Annotated in this window: 12 protein-coding genes and 4 tRNA genes; 13 read left to right on the plus strand and 3 right to left on the minus strand. The window is 42.1% G+C overall.

Annotated features, from left to right (window positions below; all coding sequences use genetic code 11):
• Window positions 1–20 precede the first annotated feature (20 nt).
• Together HXT30_RS00540 and HXT30_RS00545 are read right to left on the minus strand one after the other, a co-directional pair.
• Window positions 21–749, minus strand: coding sequence for a hypothetical protein (locus tag HXT30_RS00540; RefSeq protein ID WP_422111588.1), 729 nt, complete (start codon window positions 747–749; stop codon window positions 21–23).
• A gap of 368 nt (window positions 750–1,117) precedes the next feature.
• Entirely contained in the window at window positions 1,118–1,294 is a 177-nt protein-coding gene (locus HXT30_RS00545) for an FmdB family zinc ribbon protein (protein WP_016636054.1), read from the minus strand.
• Window positions 1,295–1,529: 235 nt separating this feature from the next.
• On the opposite strand from HXT30_RS00545, the gene HXT30_RS00550 reads away from it, so the two are divergent.
• The 10 genes from HXT30_RS00550 (at window position 1,530) to fdxA (ending at window position 8,559) form a co-directional block, all read left to right on the plus strand.
• Complete coding sequence (locus HXT30_RS00550; protein WP_422111589.1) at window positions 1,530–2,552, plus strand: hypothetical protein; 1,023 nt, start codon at window positions 1,530–1,532, stop codon at window positions 2,550–2,552.
• Between the two features lie 156 nt (window positions 2,553–2,708).
• A complete protein-coding gene (gene groES / locus HXT30_RS00555) occupies window positions 2,709–3,002 on the plus strand; it encodes a co-chaperone GroES (RefSeq protein WP_004131681.1) in 294 nt (97 codons plus the stop codon).
• A gap of 179 nt (window positions 3,003–3,181) precedes the next feature.
• Window positions 3,182–4,276, plus strand: a complete 1,095-nt coding sequence (gene hisC / locus HXT30_RS00560) for a histidinol-phosphate transaminase (protein ID WP_422111590.1) — start codon at window positions 3,182–3,184, stop codon at window positions 4,274–4,276.
• 128 nt (window positions 4,277–4,404) lie between these two features.
• Window positions 4,405–4,486: transfer RNA gene (locus tag HXT30_RS00565), tRNA-Tyr, on the plus strand.
• Between the two features lies 1 nt (window position 4,487).
• Window positions 4,488–4,559, plus strand: a tRNA-Thr gene (locus tag HXT30_RS00570).
• Window positions 4,560–4,563: 4 nt separating this feature from the next.
• Window positions 4,564–4,637: transfer RNA gene (locus HXT30_RS00575), tRNA-Met, on the plus strand.
• Between the two features lie 50 nt (window positions 4,638–4,687).
• A complete protein-coding gene (gene rpmG, locus HXT30_RS00580) occupies window positions 4,688–4,858 on the plus strand; it encodes a 50S ribosomal protein L33 (protein WP_004114322.1) in 171 nt (56 codons plus the stop codon).
• An 86-nt stretch (window positions 4,859–4,944) separates the two neighbouring features.
• On the plus strand, window positions 4,945–6,240 hold the full coding sequence (locus HXT30_RS00585; protein ID WP_422111591.1) for an FAD-binding protein: 1,296 nt from the start codon (window positions 4,945–4,947) through the stop codon (window positions 6,238–6,240).
• A 200-nt stretch (window positions 6,241–6,440) separates the two neighbouring features.
• Window positions 6,441–8,084, plus strand: a complete 1,644-nt coding sequence (locus HXT30_RS00590; protein ID WP_422111592.1) for an APC family permease — start codon at window positions 6,441–6,443, stop codon at window positions 8,082–8,084.
• Between the two features lie 154 nt (window positions 8,085–8,238).
• Window positions 8,239–8,559 (plus strand): ferredoxin, encoded by a 321-nt coding sequence (fdxA, locus tag HXT30_RS00595; RefSeq protein WP_004131685.1) that lies wholly within the window; start codon window positions 8,239–8,241, stop codon window positions 8,557–8,559.
• On the opposite strand, the gene dinB is transcribed toward fdxA, so the two are convergent.
• On the minus strand, window positions 8,556–9,887 hold the full coding sequence (dinB, locus tag HXT30_RS00600) for a DNA polymerase IV (RefSeq protein ID WP_422111593.1): 1,332 nt from the start codon (window positions 9,885–9,887) through the stop codon (window positions 8,556–8,558). The genes fdxA and dinB overlap by 4 nt on opposite strands.
• A gap of 127 nt (window positions 9,888–10,014) precedes the next feature.
• On the opposite strand from dinB, the gene HXT30_RS00605 reads away from it, so the two are divergent.
• The 3 genes from HXT30_RS00605 to HXT30_RS00615 all read left to right on the plus strand — a co-directional run bounded on the left by HXT30_RS00605 (window position 10,015) and on the right by HXT30_RS00615 (window position 15,158).
• Entirely contained in the window at window positions 10,015–10,953 is a 939-nt protein-coding gene (locus tag HXT30_RS00605; RefSeq protein WP_422111594.1) for an EamA family transporter, read from the plus strand.
• 119 nt (window positions 10,954–11,072) lie between these two features.
• Window positions 11,073–11,159: transfer RNA gene (locus tag HXT30_RS00610), tRNA-Ser, on the plus strand.
• 345 nt (window positions 11,160–11,504) lie between these two features.
• Window positions 11,505–15,158 carry a hypothetical protein gene (locus HXT30_RS00615; RefSeq protein WP_422111595.1) on the plus strand — a complete coding sequence of 1,218 codons (3,654 nt, stop codon included), beginning with the start codon at window positions 11,505–11,507 and terminating at the stop codon, window positions 15,156–15,158.
• Window positions 15,159–15,306: the final 148 nt, after the last annotated feature.

Consider the following 15,306-nt stretch of genomic DNA (forward strand, 5'->3'; position numbering starts at 1 on the left):
ATGCGTTTATTTATTGCTTGCTAGTTTTGCACAGCTATTACCGCAAGGTTTGGAATAATCGCTTGCGTGTTTATGATTTGCAACGCGTTTTCTGCTGGCATTGCTAGCAGTGCGCTTTGTGCAGAATTATTTACGTTAACAACGATTACGTTGTGAACAAGCGAAATGTTTTTGTCTTGCAAAGTAATGTTATCGGAAAAACTGGCGTCGCTAGATGTTTCTATTTGTGTTGGATTTGTTGAATGATTGGCCGTATTTAAGCTGTTTGGAACTTTGCTAAACGCTATAGAAATAACGTCTCCTGGTGCAAGGCTGGCGCTGCTGCTTGCAAGATTAACCGAAATTGTTGTAAAGCCAGGCGGAATTTTTGTTTGCTTTGTAACTTGATTGCTAAAAATCGGCGTTCCGTATTTAATGTTGCACGCAGCAATAATAGCGTTTTTAGCGGAATTGTTTATAGAAGTTTGGTTAAGAACATTGTTAAAAACGCTGCTTTTAGGCACGTTAACGTAATGCAGGTCACTTTGTTTAATCACGCTGCCTTTTGCTATGTTTCTAATGGCTACTGGCACACTTTGAGTAGCTTGAAACGTTGAAATAAGGTGTATTGAAAACAATGTTGCAACACTTATAAAAAATATTGAAAGCATGTTTAAGGTTTGCGCCCTTTTTCTGCGCTTTATAAGCTCTACTGGCATCTTGTTTTCCGTGTTGTGGCCAACTGTTTTTAGTAAAAATGATGTACTCATATAAGCATCATTTATCACGCGTAGCGCTTTTGCAAGCTTTTTTGTGCAATGTGGTTAAAGGCTAGCTTAGATGGGGATTTTACAAGGATTTTACTCACATATAAACATTTTTGATGAAGTTTAATAGTTACTTACGCACATATTCACATAAATAGCCATTTTTGATTGGTATTAATACACATATCAACATATATCAATATAAGTGATTACTAACATACGCACATAAGCGCAGCAAAATAAACGCCACTTACGCACATAAGCACATAAGTGGCGTCATAAATTTTCAATTTATTCACATACACACATAAGTTGCGTCATATTTTTTCACTTATGCACTTATGCACAAATTTTAATGGGTTATTTGCACGTTACTTATCGGTGCGATAAAATCCGCTACCCTTAAAGTTGATTGGTGGTGCGCTAAAAACCTTACGAACTTCTTGCTTTCCGCACTTTGGGCACACGGTAATTGGCTCATCTTCAAACGATTGATGTTGTGAAAAATCATATCCGCATTGCTTGCAGCGGTAATGATAAGTAGGCAACGGTTCCTCCAATCTATAATTCCATCACATATCCTAGCTCATAATGCCGCCTCGTTAAAGCGGCTAATCGCTAATCGTAAACGCTTTTTGTTTGTAAAATTTTGCGAAACAATCGCAAAAAATTCGACACGCCGACTTATTTTTAGCCTTTACATCCTTAATGCACTTTATATTTGTACGTATGGGTTATGAATCGGTGAGCGCGTTAACGGTATTGATCATCATCGTAGCCTTAATGTTTGGTTGGTTGCCTAAACGCACTGAAAACAGCATGAAGTCAATGCTGGAGCACAGCGAAGATAGGTATTCACCTTCGTTGCACATTGTGGATTATAGCAGTGATTCGCTTTTCCACGCGTGTAACGGCACGATGGCGAAAGGGGTTGGCATGCAGCCGTCGAAGATGCAAGCGAATACAAAGCCTAATAATGGCAAGTTCAGTCGCAATGGCGTGAACGCTAATAAACATAAGTGCGCTAAGCAGTTTAATGGTGCTTTTACGCCTGCACACGTTGCCCGTATTCGCGCGCTTCGTCGTGCAGCAATCCGCCGTCGCCGTGCGTTGGTGCTTTCTCTAGCGTTTTTAACTCTTGTTGTGTTTGTTGCGGGTCTTTCTGGCCTTTATAGTGCGTGGTTTGCAATCATTCCTCTTGCTGCTGTTTGCACTGTTCTCTACTTTGGTTCTATGGCTGCTAAGCAAGCGCGCAAGTGGGAAGCAAAAGTTGCTTTGTATAACAAGCGTTCTGCAGCTTTTAATGATTCTGTTGTGGAGCCAATTTTTGACGCTGCTGTAAACTCAGTTGTTGAAAATGCAGAAGACTCACAGCATGCCGAAAATCCAGACAACACAGAGACTTCAGTTATGCAACAGCGAGATATAAGCATGGCTTTAGCTGGATCAAGCAGTAAAGAGGTGGCAAAAAGCGCGGTTGCTGGCGATTTTTCCGCTGCTAATGATGCGCGCTCGCAAGCCGATGCCTCCAACTCTAATCAAGATCTTATATCGTTCTCGTTTGGCGATGATTCTAGTGATTTTGGTGCTAATGGCAAAAATGCGGGTCCGCAAAGCTTAGAGATAAAGTCTACTAAGCAAGTTACTAAAGCGATTTCAACAGACGATTCAAACGAATCGGCGGCGGCTTTCGATTCAAGCAAAGTGTCTGAAGTATCTGAATCTACTGTAGAGCCTCCAGTTAGCACAAAAGACTCGCTTGGTAAAGCCGATTTAAGGGATGTTTTGGCTCGTCGCGCTGCCTAAAGTTTGTAAAAATTTTCTAAAATTTTAGCACTCCAGTTGGTAGAGTGCTAAAAACGCGCTATTATAAGGTTCAGTGCTCGATAGTTTTGACGTGATCGTCAGCCTCGTCAACATTATTCGCGCAAAGGTTACATTTCTCTAGAAAGAGGTACCGAAGTGTCGATTAAACTCACACCTTTGGAAGATAAGATTATTGTTAAGCAAGCTCAGGCAGAAACTCAAACTGCTTCTGGCTTGTACATTCCAGATAATGCTAAGGAAAAGCCACAGCAGGGAGAGGTTTTGGCTGTTGGCCCAGGCCGCCGCGACGATAAGGGCGAGCGCATCCCTATGGATGTTAAGCCTGGAGACAAGATCCTTTACTCCAAGTATGGTGGCACAGAAGTTCATTACGAAGGCGAAGATTACTTAATCGTTTCGTCTCGTGACGTTCTTGCAATCCTTGGCTGATTTTATTACTCGCTTGGTTAATCACTTGTATTAGTCAAGTAATATAAAGCTATTTAGCGCTGAAAATGACGGTTTACCGCTGTTTTCAGCGTTTTTGTTTAATCGTTTAGTGTGTCTGATTTGTTTTAATACGTCTAATAATTTATTTAATTTGTTTAAGACGCGACTATTATAAAATCATGGATTACAAACATCGCAGTATTTTAGATAGTTTGCCAAATTACAAGCAAGGCAAACCAGCGCCCGCATTAGACGGCATTCGCGCATATAAGATTTCTAGCAACGAAAACCCATTTGAGCCGTTAGAAAGCGTGAAAAGCGCCATTTCTAGCCGTGCTCTTGGGGTTATTAATCGTTATCCAAACATGCGCGGAACAGAAGTCGTAGAAGAGTTAGCTAAAAAGTTTAACGTTACTCCAGACGAGGTTGTTCTTGGATGCGGCTCTACAGAGGTTATTACGCAACTTGTGAATCTTGTTGCAGGCCCTGGAGACGAAGTCATATACCCGTGGAGAAGCTTTGAAGCGTATCCGATTATTGTTACGGGTGCTGGCGCTACAAGCATTAAAATCCCTAATCGCGCAGATGGGTCGCACGATGTAGACGCAATGATTGATGCGATTAATGAGCGCACGCGTCTTGTTATTTTGAACAATCCAAACAATCCTACATCTGCATCGCTTTCAGACGAGGAAGCTAGACGAGTGCTGGATGCTGTTCCAAGCAATGTTTTGGTGCTTATTGACGAAGCTTACGTGCAATTTAACAACGCAAAGGGTACGGCGGATGGTATGCAACTTTACCGCGAATATCCAAACGTTGTTGTTGCTCAAACATTCTCTAAAGCCTACGGATTGGCTGGCTTGCGTATTGGATACGCTATTGCTGCAGCAGATGTTGTAGAAGGCATGCGAAAAGTGGCTGTTCCGTTTGGTGTAAGCCAAATTGCACAAGTGGCTGCTCTTGCGTCTTTGGAGAATGAAGCGCTTGTAGAGATGCGCAATCGCGTAGATGCGCTTGTTAAGGAGCGTGCGCGCGTTGTAAGCGGTTTGCGTGAGCAAGGATGGAATGTTGCCGAGCCATACGCAAACTTCTTCTGGATGCCGTTTGGTGAAGATACAGAGCGAGCTAATCAGCGTTTTGTTGATGCAGGTCTTTCTGTGCGCGCGTTTGCTGGAGAAGGTATTCGCATTACGATTGCGGAGACTGAGGCAAATGATCGCGTGCTTAAAGTGTGTGAATCTTTAAAGAAAGATGGTTTTTCGCTTAAATAATTGCATTTTTTAGATGCATTTAGATGTGATTTTTGCTTTCGGCGTGTCTTGAACTTGCATTAGTCGCGCGTTCGTGGCAAAATAACAAAGTTGCCGTTTGGAGATATTCTTCTCCGCGCGGAAACGTTGGCGGGTTACCAGAGCGGCCAAATGGGACTGACTGTAAATCAGTTGCTTCGTGCTTCAGTGGTTCAAATCCACTACCCGCCACGCCTCGATAGCTCAGTGGTAGAGCACTTCCTTGGTAAGGAAGAGGTCGTGAGTCCGATTCTCACTCGAGGCTCTCTGGCGGGGTAGCTCAGCTGGCTAGAGCGTACGACTCATAATCGTAAGGTCAAGAGTTCGAGTCTCTTCCTCGCTACAATGGCCAGCAGGAGTTGGTCAACATACAATATTCTAGAGGTGAACAAAATGGCAAGTAAGAGCGCAGACATCCGTCCAGGCATTACGCTTGCATGCACGGAGTGCAAGGAGCGTAATTACATCACGACGAAGAATCGTCGTAATACGCCTGATCGCCTTGAGTTGAGCAAGTTCTGCCCACGCTGCGGCAAGCATACTCTCCATCGCGAGACTCGCTAAAAGCGTGAACTTCGGCGAAGTTTTATAGCTTTATTACCCCGCGTTTTGCGGGGTTTTTGTTATTTATTGCTGTTAGGATTAATCGTATGAGTATGCAATCATCCTTATTGGAATCTGATAATCCAACTTTTGCAAATCTTACAACAATTGGTGTTGGCGGTTCTATTGCTCGTTTTGTAGAGCCTACTAGCAGAGTAGCTGTTATCGAAGCTGTAGAAGACGCAGATTGCGCTGGATTGCCGCTTTGTGTTATTGGCGGCGGGTCTAACATGCTTGTAAGCGACGAGCCGTTTAACGGAGTTGTTGTGCGCGATGCTCGTCGCGAGATTTGCGTTTTAGATGAGGCAGCTCCTGGCATAGACGGCGTTGATAAAACTAGCGGAGATTTTTTGGTTCACGTTAGTGCGGAAGCTGGCTGCAATTGGGATGATTTTGTGTCTCACACTATTGAGCTTGGATTGCAAGGCGTAGAAGCGCTATCTGGGATTCCTGGAACGGTTGGAGCGTCTGTTGTACAAAACATCGGCGCATACGGTGCGGAAGTTGCGCAAAGCGTTGAATCTGTAGAGGTTTGGGATCGTAAAGATAAAACAACTTTTTATATGGAGCTAAAAGATCTTAAATTTGGCTACCGCATGTCTGTTCTCAAAAAAAGCATGTATAATACTCCTGGCTTTGCTGCGGATTGCTTCTTCCCAACGCCTAGATACGTTGTTTTGTCTGTTACTTTTTGCTTAAAGCATTCAAAAACGGGAGTTGTGGCTCATTCGCAGCTTGCTCACGCGCTTGGTGTGCAAGTTGGAGACAGGATGGAAACGTCTAAGATTCGTCGCGAAGTTTTGCGCGTTAGAGCATCTAAGGGTATGCTCGAAGATGCTATGCGCTACGCAAACAAGTGGATGTGCTACGCCAAAAGCGAAAAGGGCGTTGAGCATGCTATTAGTCTTCAAAATGAAGACTATGTTTGTGGTGATTTGCTAGAAGGCGATTCCAAGTATGCGGACCGCCATAGTTGCGGAAGCTTCTTTATGAATCCGATTTTGACTAAAGCTCAAGCAGATTTGCTACCAGAAGATGCTCCGCGCTTTGACGCCACTTTGCCAGATGGATCTAAAGGAGTTAAGACTTCTGCAGCTTGGCTTATTGACCATGCTGGATTTAATAAAGGATTTAGACTTACGCAAAGTGATGGCGAAAAAAGTAAAGCTGGATTATCTTCTTTACACACTTTGGCGTTGACTAATCGCAGTTGTGCAAAATGCAAGGATATTGTTGATTTAGCGCGCAAAATCATAGAAGGTGTTTACGATTTGTTCGGCGTAAAACTTGTTCCAGAACCTGTTTTAATCGGCGTTAGTGTGGATTGTTTAAGACATTGTTAACACAAATTTAGCATAATTTAACATAATAAATTGCGATTTGTGTTGTGATTTTCCGCTAGACAAAGTACTATGCTCTTTTAATATCGTAAAAATTATTGTTTGATGACACTTAATGTGTGTTGAACCGTATTTTTTGCGATTTATAACATATAACCCCTTATATGGAATGTTTTAGACGTAGTTTTAGAGAAGGTTGGATTATGCAAATATGGAGAAAAAAGTCTGTTGAACAGACTATTGCAGAAACAATGGATGGTGATCGCCATCTTAAGCGCACGCTAAATGCTTGGGATCTTGCGGTTATGGGCGTAGCGGTTGCTGTTGGCGCTGGAATCTTCTCCGTTGGCGCTCAAGCAGCTGCATTCCATGCGGGACCAGCGGTGATTATTAGCTTTATTATTGCTGGAATCGTTTGCGGAACGGCTGCAATGTGCTACGCTGAGTTCGCTTCGATGATTCCTGTTGCAGGATCTGCATACACCTTTACGTATACAACAGTTGGCGAGCTTGTTGCTTGGATTATTGGCTGGGATATGATTCTGGAAATGCTTATGGCAGGATCTGTTATAGCCAAATATTGGGGCGTTTATCTTAACGATTTAATGCACTTGTTTGGTCTTAACGTATCTACTTCGGTAAATATTGGCGGTTTTACTTTTGATCTTGCTCCAGTAGCTATTGTTGCGTTCTTTACGATTATGCTTGTTGTTGGAACAAAGCTTTCTGCTCGTTTTGACGGCGCTTTAACAATCTTGAAGATTGGCATTGTTCTGTTTGTTGTTGTTGTTGGATTCTTCTACATTAAGGCTTCTAACTTCACTCCATTTGTTCCACCTGCAACAGACGTTGCTAGCGTTAAGGGAATTCACGTTTCTGGCACTATGAGCCAGCCGCTTTGGCAGTGGGTTACTGGCATGCAGCCAGCTGTTTACGGCGTTACGGGTATTCTTTCTGGTGCAGCACTTGTGTTCTTTGCATTTATTGGATTTGACGTTGTTGCAACTACGGCAGAAGAAACTAAAGACCCGCACAAGAACATTCCTAAGGGCATTGGTCTTGGTCTTTTGATTGTGACTGTTCTTTACATTCTTGTTGCTGTTGTTACAACTGGTATGGTCTCTTACAAGGATTTGGCTAAGCAAGACGCTCCTTCTCTTTCTACGAGCTTTGAGCTTGTAGGCGCAACTTGGGCTGCTAAGATTATTTCTCTTGGTATTGTAATCGGCTTAACAACTGTTGTTATGGTTCTTCTTTTGGGCCTTACACGTATTGTGTTTGCTGTTAGCCGAGATGGTTTGCTTCCACGTAGCTTCTCTAAGGTTAGCAAGCGAGGAATCCCTGCACGCATTCAGATTGTTTCTGGCGTTGTTGTAGCTATAATCGCTTCTACATTAGATATTGGAATTCTTTCCGATATGGTGAATATTGGTACGCTTTCTGCGTTCTTGCTTGTTTCTGCAGGCGTTCCTATTATGCGTATGCGTAGGCCTGATTTGCATCGATCCTTTATGGTTCCATGGAATCCAGTTTTGCCTATTTTCGCCGCGCTTTCTACATTCTGGCTTATGCTAAACCTTTCTGTGCTTACATGGATTCGTTTTGCAATCTGGCTTGCAATCGGCTTTACTGTGTACTTTGGCTATTCTTACCGCAATTCTTTGCTTGGAAGACAAATTCGTAAAGCTAAGAAGCTTGGCGTTCCAGTAGAAACCTTGTTTGCACAAGATGCTGCTGCTGCCGAAAAAGTTGCGGAAGGCGAGTCGGAAGACCAAGCGCGAGCTGAAGCTGCTCAAGAGGTAGCTCAAGAGGCGACTGTTGGGTCTGCTCAAGAGGATGCTAAATAGGCTTTTGCTTTGAGACGTTGATTTCTTGAGACGTTAATTTAACTGTATTGAGTCGGTATGTGATTACGCATGCCGACTCAATGCGTTTTGCACTCGTAATGTGAACTATAATAGAAGAGTTAGTTTATTTTGAGTGTGAAAGGGTGCGTTTGTTATGCCTTACGTTATTGCAGAGCCATGCGTTGACGTTAAAGATAAAGCGTGTGTTGACGAGTGCCCTGTTGATTGCATTTACGAAGGCGATCGCACGCTTTACATAAACCCTAACGAATGCGTTGATTGCGGTGCGTGCGAGCCTGCATGCCCAGTAGAGGCCATCTTTTACGAAGACGATGTTCCAGAAGAGTGGGAATGGTATAAAGACGCTGCTGTTGAATACTTTAACAAGCTTGGAGATTTAGGTGGTGCGCAAGAAGCTGGCCCATCTGGTTGGGATGAAGATCGCGTAGCTGCTCTTCCTAAAAAAGATGCTTAAATGCCCATTTGAGCAGCATTTTTACCATACTTTTTTCTTACTGCATCTAATACGTGTTCTGCGTGACTTATTCTTGCATGCGTATTTTTTATTGCGTTTTGCGCAATTTCTGTTGAATTTTTACGCATGCTACTTATAGTGTTTTCTCTTTCGTTCTCTTCTAAGATGTCGCTAATTGTAGGCTGAACAATTGCTTTGCTTTTATCTACAAGATTGCTTACGCTAACGCCAGCAAGCCTAACGGAGCTTAGTAAACAAACATGACTTCCGCCTAGCTTATGGTCATGAACTGTTGGGTTTACTGATTCTAGTAAATCGCAAGCATGCTTATAAATCTCTGGAGCGCAATCGGTTACGTTTATTAATGTTTTGCATCTTGTTGCATAGTGCAAATTGCTAAATCGCAATTTTAACGTTATTGTTTTTGCCATTGTGTTGCGATTGCGTAATTCTTGCGCCACTTCGTTGCAGCAGTGCCTGATCAGGTTTTTCACTGCTGCAATATCCGTGGTGTCTTTATCAAGAGTGCTTTCTGTTCCAATGGATTTTTCTGGAACGTGGGGCGTTACTTGCCGTGCATCAATTCCGCGCGAAGTGTTATAAAGCATTCGCGCAAGAACTTTAGACCCAGCAACTCGTTCCAAAGTCTTCTCGTCTACACTTCTAAGCATCTCAATGCTATTTATTCCCCACGTAGCTAGTTTTTTAGCAAGCGCGGGTCCAATTCCTGGTATTGCTCGTAATGGCATTATTGAAACAAAGTCGGCATTGCGATTTTGGGGGATAATCAGCATTCCGTTTGGCTTTGCGTTCGTTGACGCCATTTTTGCGATCAGCTTATTTGATGCAATCCCCACAGAGCAAGTGATATGAAACTTGCGCGCGACTTCGCTTCTTATCCACTCGCCTATGGCGATGGGCGTTTTCCAGCGCAACAACGCGGAACTAACGTCCATGTAACACTCGTCTACAGAAACTTGTTCAACCTTATCTGTGATCTTTGAAAAGACCTCCTTAAAAATCCTAGATGAAATGGAAACGTAATATGGCATATCTACCGGCAGGAAAATGCCATTAGGGCACAAGCTTCGTGCTCGCGCTGTAGGCATAGCGGAATTCACGCCATACTTACGTGCTTCGTAGCTGGCTGCCGAAACTACGGAGCGCGAGCCTGTACCAATAATCACAGGTTTGCCAAGTAACCTAGGATTACGCGCCGCCTCGAGTGATGCATAAAATGCATCCATATCGATATGAAGTATTGTGCAGCCAGACGTGTTGCGCCCCCAATCGCGTTTAGCTGCATTAACTCGCGGTGCTGTGCTCATGAATTTATAGTAGAACAAACGTTCGATTTTGTACAATAGCGTGTCGCAATAAGTTTACGAAAAATAAGTGTAAAATACGCAAAATAACTACTGGCAAATATAACTACTGCCGTGTAGGGTATGCTTTATGAAACAAATCATAGTAAACGCGCTAAATCGCATGCCTGTTTTGCTAATCGTTGTTGTAGAAGCTGCAACGGTCTATTTAGCAACGTCTATAGCAAAGGTCGCGTTTAGCCAGCTCGATCCGCTATATTCTGTGTGGTATCGCGTTGGGTTTATGTCTTTGTTTTTGCTTGCTTGGAGAAGACCTTTTTCGCGTAAAAAGCGCGCTCGCAACTCTCTTCCTAAAACATTAAAAGAATGGTTAATTGTTGTTGCAGTTGGCATTTCTGTTGTTCTTATGAACACAATGTTTTATTTAGCTATTAGTTGTATGGCTGTTGGAGTGGCTGTAACTATTGAGTTTGTAGGGCCGCTAATGGTTGCTGTTATAACGGGTAAAACATGGCGAGAGCGCGTTGGAATTGTTATTGCTGCTTGTGGAATTGTGCTTCTTGCAAGCGCGTCTATGCGTTCTAACGAAAGCCCGCATTTTCTTGTTGGATTAGTGGCAATTCTTATTGGCGGATCAATGTGGGGAATGTACATTGTATCTGGGCGCATGCTTGCAAGAGGCTCTAATGCAATTGACAGAGTTAGTATAGCTATTTTAATCGGTTGGCTTTTGCAATCGAGTGTTCTTGGTGTTCCTGCAATTTTGCATGTTGCGCATCCTAAATCGAGTGCAACTTGGGCTGCTCAGCCTTACGGATCTTTGAAACTTCTTGGATTAATGGTTGTTATTGCAACTTGTGCGTCTTTTATTCCAACGCTTTTAGACCAGGTTTTGCTAAAGCGTGTGTCTTCTGCACGATATTCAGTTATGCAAGCGCTTTACCCTGCAATTGCTGCAATTGTTGGAATGGGATTTGGCGAAATGCCAACGTTGATTGACGTTTGCGGAATGGCTCTAGTTATGTTGGCTGTTGTGATTACATTTTCGGGAGATCATAATCCCGCATAAATATTGCTGTTTGGCTATTAAATCCACTTTTGCGCTTTTGGTGTGTCGCTTAAGCATTGTGCACGTCCTCAAGAGGTGATATAGTCTGAATCTGTTGCTATCTTGAATAGTTACAAAGTGGAGTCATGCCTGAGTGGCCGATAGGGGCACCCTGCTAAGGTGTTAGTCGCGTAAGCGGCTCGAGAGTTCGAATCTCTCTGACTCCGCGGTTTTAGCTCTAAATCGTTGAAAATCAGCGGTTTAGAGCTTTTTTGTTTTGATTTTGCAATAGCACCATGGTTGCTATTTTTGGCCTATAACCTGGATTCCCTGTATTACCACTTAATCGCTGCCAATCGCCAAAAAACCGCCATAATTGTGTGTAATTGTGCACAATTGTGTATAACAATGTGGATAACTGCCCTCTAAAATAGCCTTTAACCACATTGAAAGTTTTTTATTTACAGATTGAAATTCCTAAATCATAGTTAGAGCATGAGCGAATTTTTTGTTCATCGTGGCTAGCAAAAACGTTTGTCACGTTAGAGAAAACAACGTTTTAAGGAGTTGATATGGGAAAACATGGATGTAAAGGGATTCCAATCTTTTTACGCAATAAGCGCACGCGAATGTTCTCTTTACTGACAGCGTTGCTGGCGACTATTGCAATTGTTGTTGGGAATGGTGTAATTAGCGGAGCGTATGCGTTTGACGATATTCCTACGTATATAAGCGATTACTCTGGTTGTGGAGCTGTAGGTAACTATAGAAGATTGCTTTCAGTTGATGATGACATTACATACTGCGTTGATACTCATGATCGTGGAAGCTTGATTACAGATACTACTTGGGGTCCTGTAATAAATAATCGTGATGTTGCGATTGCAGCAATGATGATAAAACTGAATGTTAGCGGAAGATCTGGGTATAGTGATTATAGAGATAGAGTCGCAATTGCTTATGCTATTCATGAACATTTTGAAGATAAAGACAAATGGAATAAGGCGAAGCAGGATTCGTTCAATACTAAAGATTTTAGTGAAATAGCTAGTAAAGCTGATGAACTTTGGAATGAGGCTGCTAGCAAAATTCCTACAAAAGTTTTATTCGAAAATAATTATGGTACTTCAGGCAGTTCTGGTGAAATAAAAGTAAAAGCAGAAGGAATTACAAGAACAGCATATAGCGGTAATAACGGTGTTGATTTTAAAATAACTGCATCGAATGAAAATATTAAGTTCAAAGATAATTCCTACTACAACAATAGTGAATTAAAAGAAGAACGCAAAGGTTTTATACGTACAGACAAAGATTATTCAGATGATTTTGTTTGGGTTGCAACTGGAGAAGGCAAAGTTGATATTAATGGCGAATATTATCTTCCAAACTTGGATAGACGTGACACAAAAAACGGTTGCTACTTGCTTAGATTGTCGCAATCTCCTGTGAAATATAATATTGATAGTTCGATTTCTATTGATGCGCATAGAAATTTCTACCCAACTGTTACATCAAAATCTGAAGTTAAAAAGTTAAAACTAGGCGATTCTGTAGAAGGCAATGTAAAAAGTGGCGTTAACTACGAAGATAATAATCCTTGGATTAAAGATAAGAAGATTCGTGCGCGCGGATACTACTTTGTAGGATCGCATGAAAATATTCTAAAAGAACGTGCAGCGGGTAGTAATGTAGATGACTACCTAAAAGAGTTGCGCGCTGATTCTAACATTAGACAAGTAGGTGCAAGTGACGTTTACTTTACCAAATCAGGCGAAGAAGCTAAAGCAGTTGTTCATGTAACAAATGGAGATATGAAACCAGAAAATCTTGAAAAAGCAACAGAATATAAAGTTGGTGAACAAGATGCTGGACTATTTGGTACATGGGTTTGGACTATTGCTAAAAACGAGCAAGATAATGACGTTAAAGATTTTGTTTCTAGTGATTTTATTGAAGGTTTTGGTAAAGCACAATCTACTCTAACTCATATTGCAAAAGTAAACATAAAACATGTTAAAAATGATAAAAATAAAGATTCAAATGAAGTATCAGACACAATTGTTGTTAGTGGCGCGCCAAAAGATTACGGAATGTTTAAAGGTAATAAAGAGTATGGATTTGATGGCGATGAAAATATGAAAGTTCGCTTGTGGTGGATTGGGTATGAAAATGGCACTGTTGATAAAGAGTCTATGAGCAAGTTAAATCCAAAATCAGATAAAGAGCCTGAGGAAGACGATAATCACAAGAAAGTTGGTGAATGGTCAGTTCCGCTTAGAAATGGCGTTTATACGATTGCTAACGGAAAAGTGATGCTAAAGGAAGCTTATGCGGATGTTGCTGGTGCTAGTGGTGCTGCTGGCAATACTGAAACTGGTAATGGAAAAGAAGGGTCAGATCTTGGAAAGAAAGTTGCCGATATTGTTAATTTGAAGTCTGGTAATTCTGGCGAAAGCGGAATGTATGTGTTTGTGTATGATTTCCCTGGTTCTTCTAGAGCAGAAGCGTTTAAAACAGCATTTAACGATGTAGATAGCAAGAGCGTGTTTAACAAGCAAAATGTGACTAATCATTCAGGTAAGCAGAGTGAGCCTGGTAAGACGAGTGATCCAGGTAAGCAAGGTGAGGCTAATCCGGGTAAGACTAATCCTGGTGGTGTCAATCCTGGTAGTCAATCGCAGAGTGGTAATGCTCAAAATGGTGGTAAGCAATCTGGTGAGAATGTGCAAAATGATGGCACTCAAAATGGTACTCAAAATGGAAAGCAGAACACAAATCAGAATGGCAATCAGAGTGGAACATCATCGAGTGAAAATACAAACAGTGGAAATGTTACGGGTAGTGAAGTTGATCCAAAGACGTCTCCTAGTGGTGGCGTTGTAGATAATATTATTTCAAAGCAGAATCCGCAGGGTTCTGGTGTGCAAGCTGGCAATAATAATCAGTCTGGTAGCACACAGAGTTCTGGTAAAAGCGAGCCTGGTAAGCAGGAGCCTGGAAAAGAGCAGCCTGGTAATGTGAATCCTGGTAAGCAAGAGCAGCCTGGTGGTTCTAGCGAAAAGCCTGGTAATCAGAAGCAGTCTGGGACTGGTGAGTCTGGTAAGCAGGATAATCCTAGTGGTTCTAGCGAAAATCCTGGCGGTTTGCAGCCTGGTGGAACGCAGAATAATGGCAGCGCAAGTAGTGGCCAAAATGGTGGTGCAAGCGATGTTAAGAATGGTAATAAAAGTGGAGAGTCATCGGGTGAGCCTGCTGGTAGTGGAAATGTTACGGGTAGTGAAGTTGATCCAAAGACGTCTCCTAGTGGTGGCGTTGTAGATAATATTATTTCAAAGCAGAATCCGCAGAATCCGCAGAGTCCTCAAAATCCGCAGAATCCACAGGGTCAGCAGGGGGCGCAGGGTTCTGGTGTGCAAGCTGGCAATAATAATCAGTCTGGTAGCACACAGGGCTCTGGGAAAAATAATCCTGGTAAACAACAGCAGCCTGGTAATGTGAATCCTGGAAAAGAGCAGTCTGGTAGTGCGAATCCTGTGAAGAGTGAGCCTGGTGTGCAAAAGCCTGGTGGTTCTAGCGAAAATCCTGGCGGTACACAAGGTTCTAGTGCGCAGAATGAAGTTGCTGGCACACAGTCTGGCAGCGCGCAAGTTGGTAACAATGCGCAATCTGGTGTAAACGCTGGAGCGAATAATAATACGCTCGGTGCGCAAGTAGATGCTGGAACCAATAATACAGTTCATCAAAATGCAGATGCGACTGGCGAGAGTAATGCTAAGAGTAATGCTAATAACGATAAAATTAGTGAAAAAAACAATAAAAAAGATGGTCAAAGTAATGTTAATACGGATTCTCAGCATAAATCTGAGCATGTTGAAGGCAAGGAAGATAGCAAGGAAGGTAAATATACAGCTACTAAATCAGGTGCTATTCAGAGAGGTGATTCTAAGAAGGTTGATACTTACCAAAGTGCTACTCAGCAGGGAGATTCTCAGTATGGAGATAATCAACAAGTAAGCGACTCTAATGTAGAGCAGAATTCGCAGTCAAATAATCAATATGCAAGTGGAACAAAGAATTCAAAACGACGCCATGCTCGTCTAGGTGCTAATGTTGGGCATTTAGTAACAACTGGCGTAAAAGTTGAAACAACATTAATGTTCTCTCTGGCTATATTGCTTATTGCAGGATCTGTGATTTTGGCAAAACGTGCAAGTTACATTGCATAAAATCTCTCATAAAATATTTGATTAATATGTGCATAAATTTGTAAAACATGTATGTTGGGATATATTAATAAAGTATTAAAACAGATAAAAATAGTTGCGTTGTATAATATGCATAATTTATTCTATAAACATAGCTTTTTGGCGCTTA

Source organism: Gardnerella sp. DNF00571G, from assembly GCF_049262695.1.
GTDB lineage: Bacteria > Actinomycetota > Actinomycetes > Actinomycetales > Bifidobacteriaceae > Bifidobacterium > Bifidobacterium piotii.

What these genes read in the sequence shown, in the direction of transcription:
- HXT30_RS00540 (WP_422111588.1), bottom strand. Translation starts at nt 749, where the DNA reads ATGAGTACATCATTTTTACTAAAAACAGTTGGCCACAACACGGAAAAC.
- HXT30_RS00550 (WP_422111589.1), top strand. Translation starts at nt 1,530, where the DNA reads ATGTTTGGTTGGTTGCCTAAACGCACTGAAAACAGCATGAAGTCAATG.
- hisC (WP_422111590.1), top strand. Translation starts at nt 3,182, where the DNA reads ATGGATTACAAACATCGCAGTATTTTAGATAGTTTGCCAAATTACAAG.
- rpmG (WP_004114322.1), top strand. Translation starts at nt 4,688, where the DNA reads ATGGCAAGTAAGAGCGCAGACATCCGTCCAGGCATTACGCTTGCATGC.
- HXT30_RS00585 (WP_422111591.1), top strand. Translation starts at nt 4,945, where the DNA reads ATGAGTATGCAATCATCCTTATTGGAATCTGATAATCCAACTTTTGCA.
- HXT30_RS00590 (WP_422111592.1), top strand. Translation starts at nt 6,441, where the DNA reads ATGCAAATATGGAGAAAAAAGTCTGTTGAACAGACTATTGCAGAAACA.
- fdxA (WP_004131685.1), top strand. Translation starts at nt 8,239, where the DNA reads ATGCCTTACGTTATTGCAGAGCCATGCGTTGACGTTAAAGATAAAGCG.
- dinB (WP_422111593.1), bottom strand. Translation starts at nt 9,887, where the DNA reads ATGAGCACAGCACCGCGAGTTAATGCAGCTAAACGCGATTGGGGGCGC.
- HXT30_RS00605 (WP_422111594.1), top strand. Translation starts at nt 10,015, where the DNA reads ATGAAACAAATCATAGTAAACGCGCTAAATCGCATGCCTGTTTTGCTA.
- HXT30_RS00615 (WP_422111595.1), top strand. Translation starts at nt 11,505, where the DNA reads ATGGGAAAACATGGATGTAAAGGGATTCCAATCTTTTTACGCAATAAG.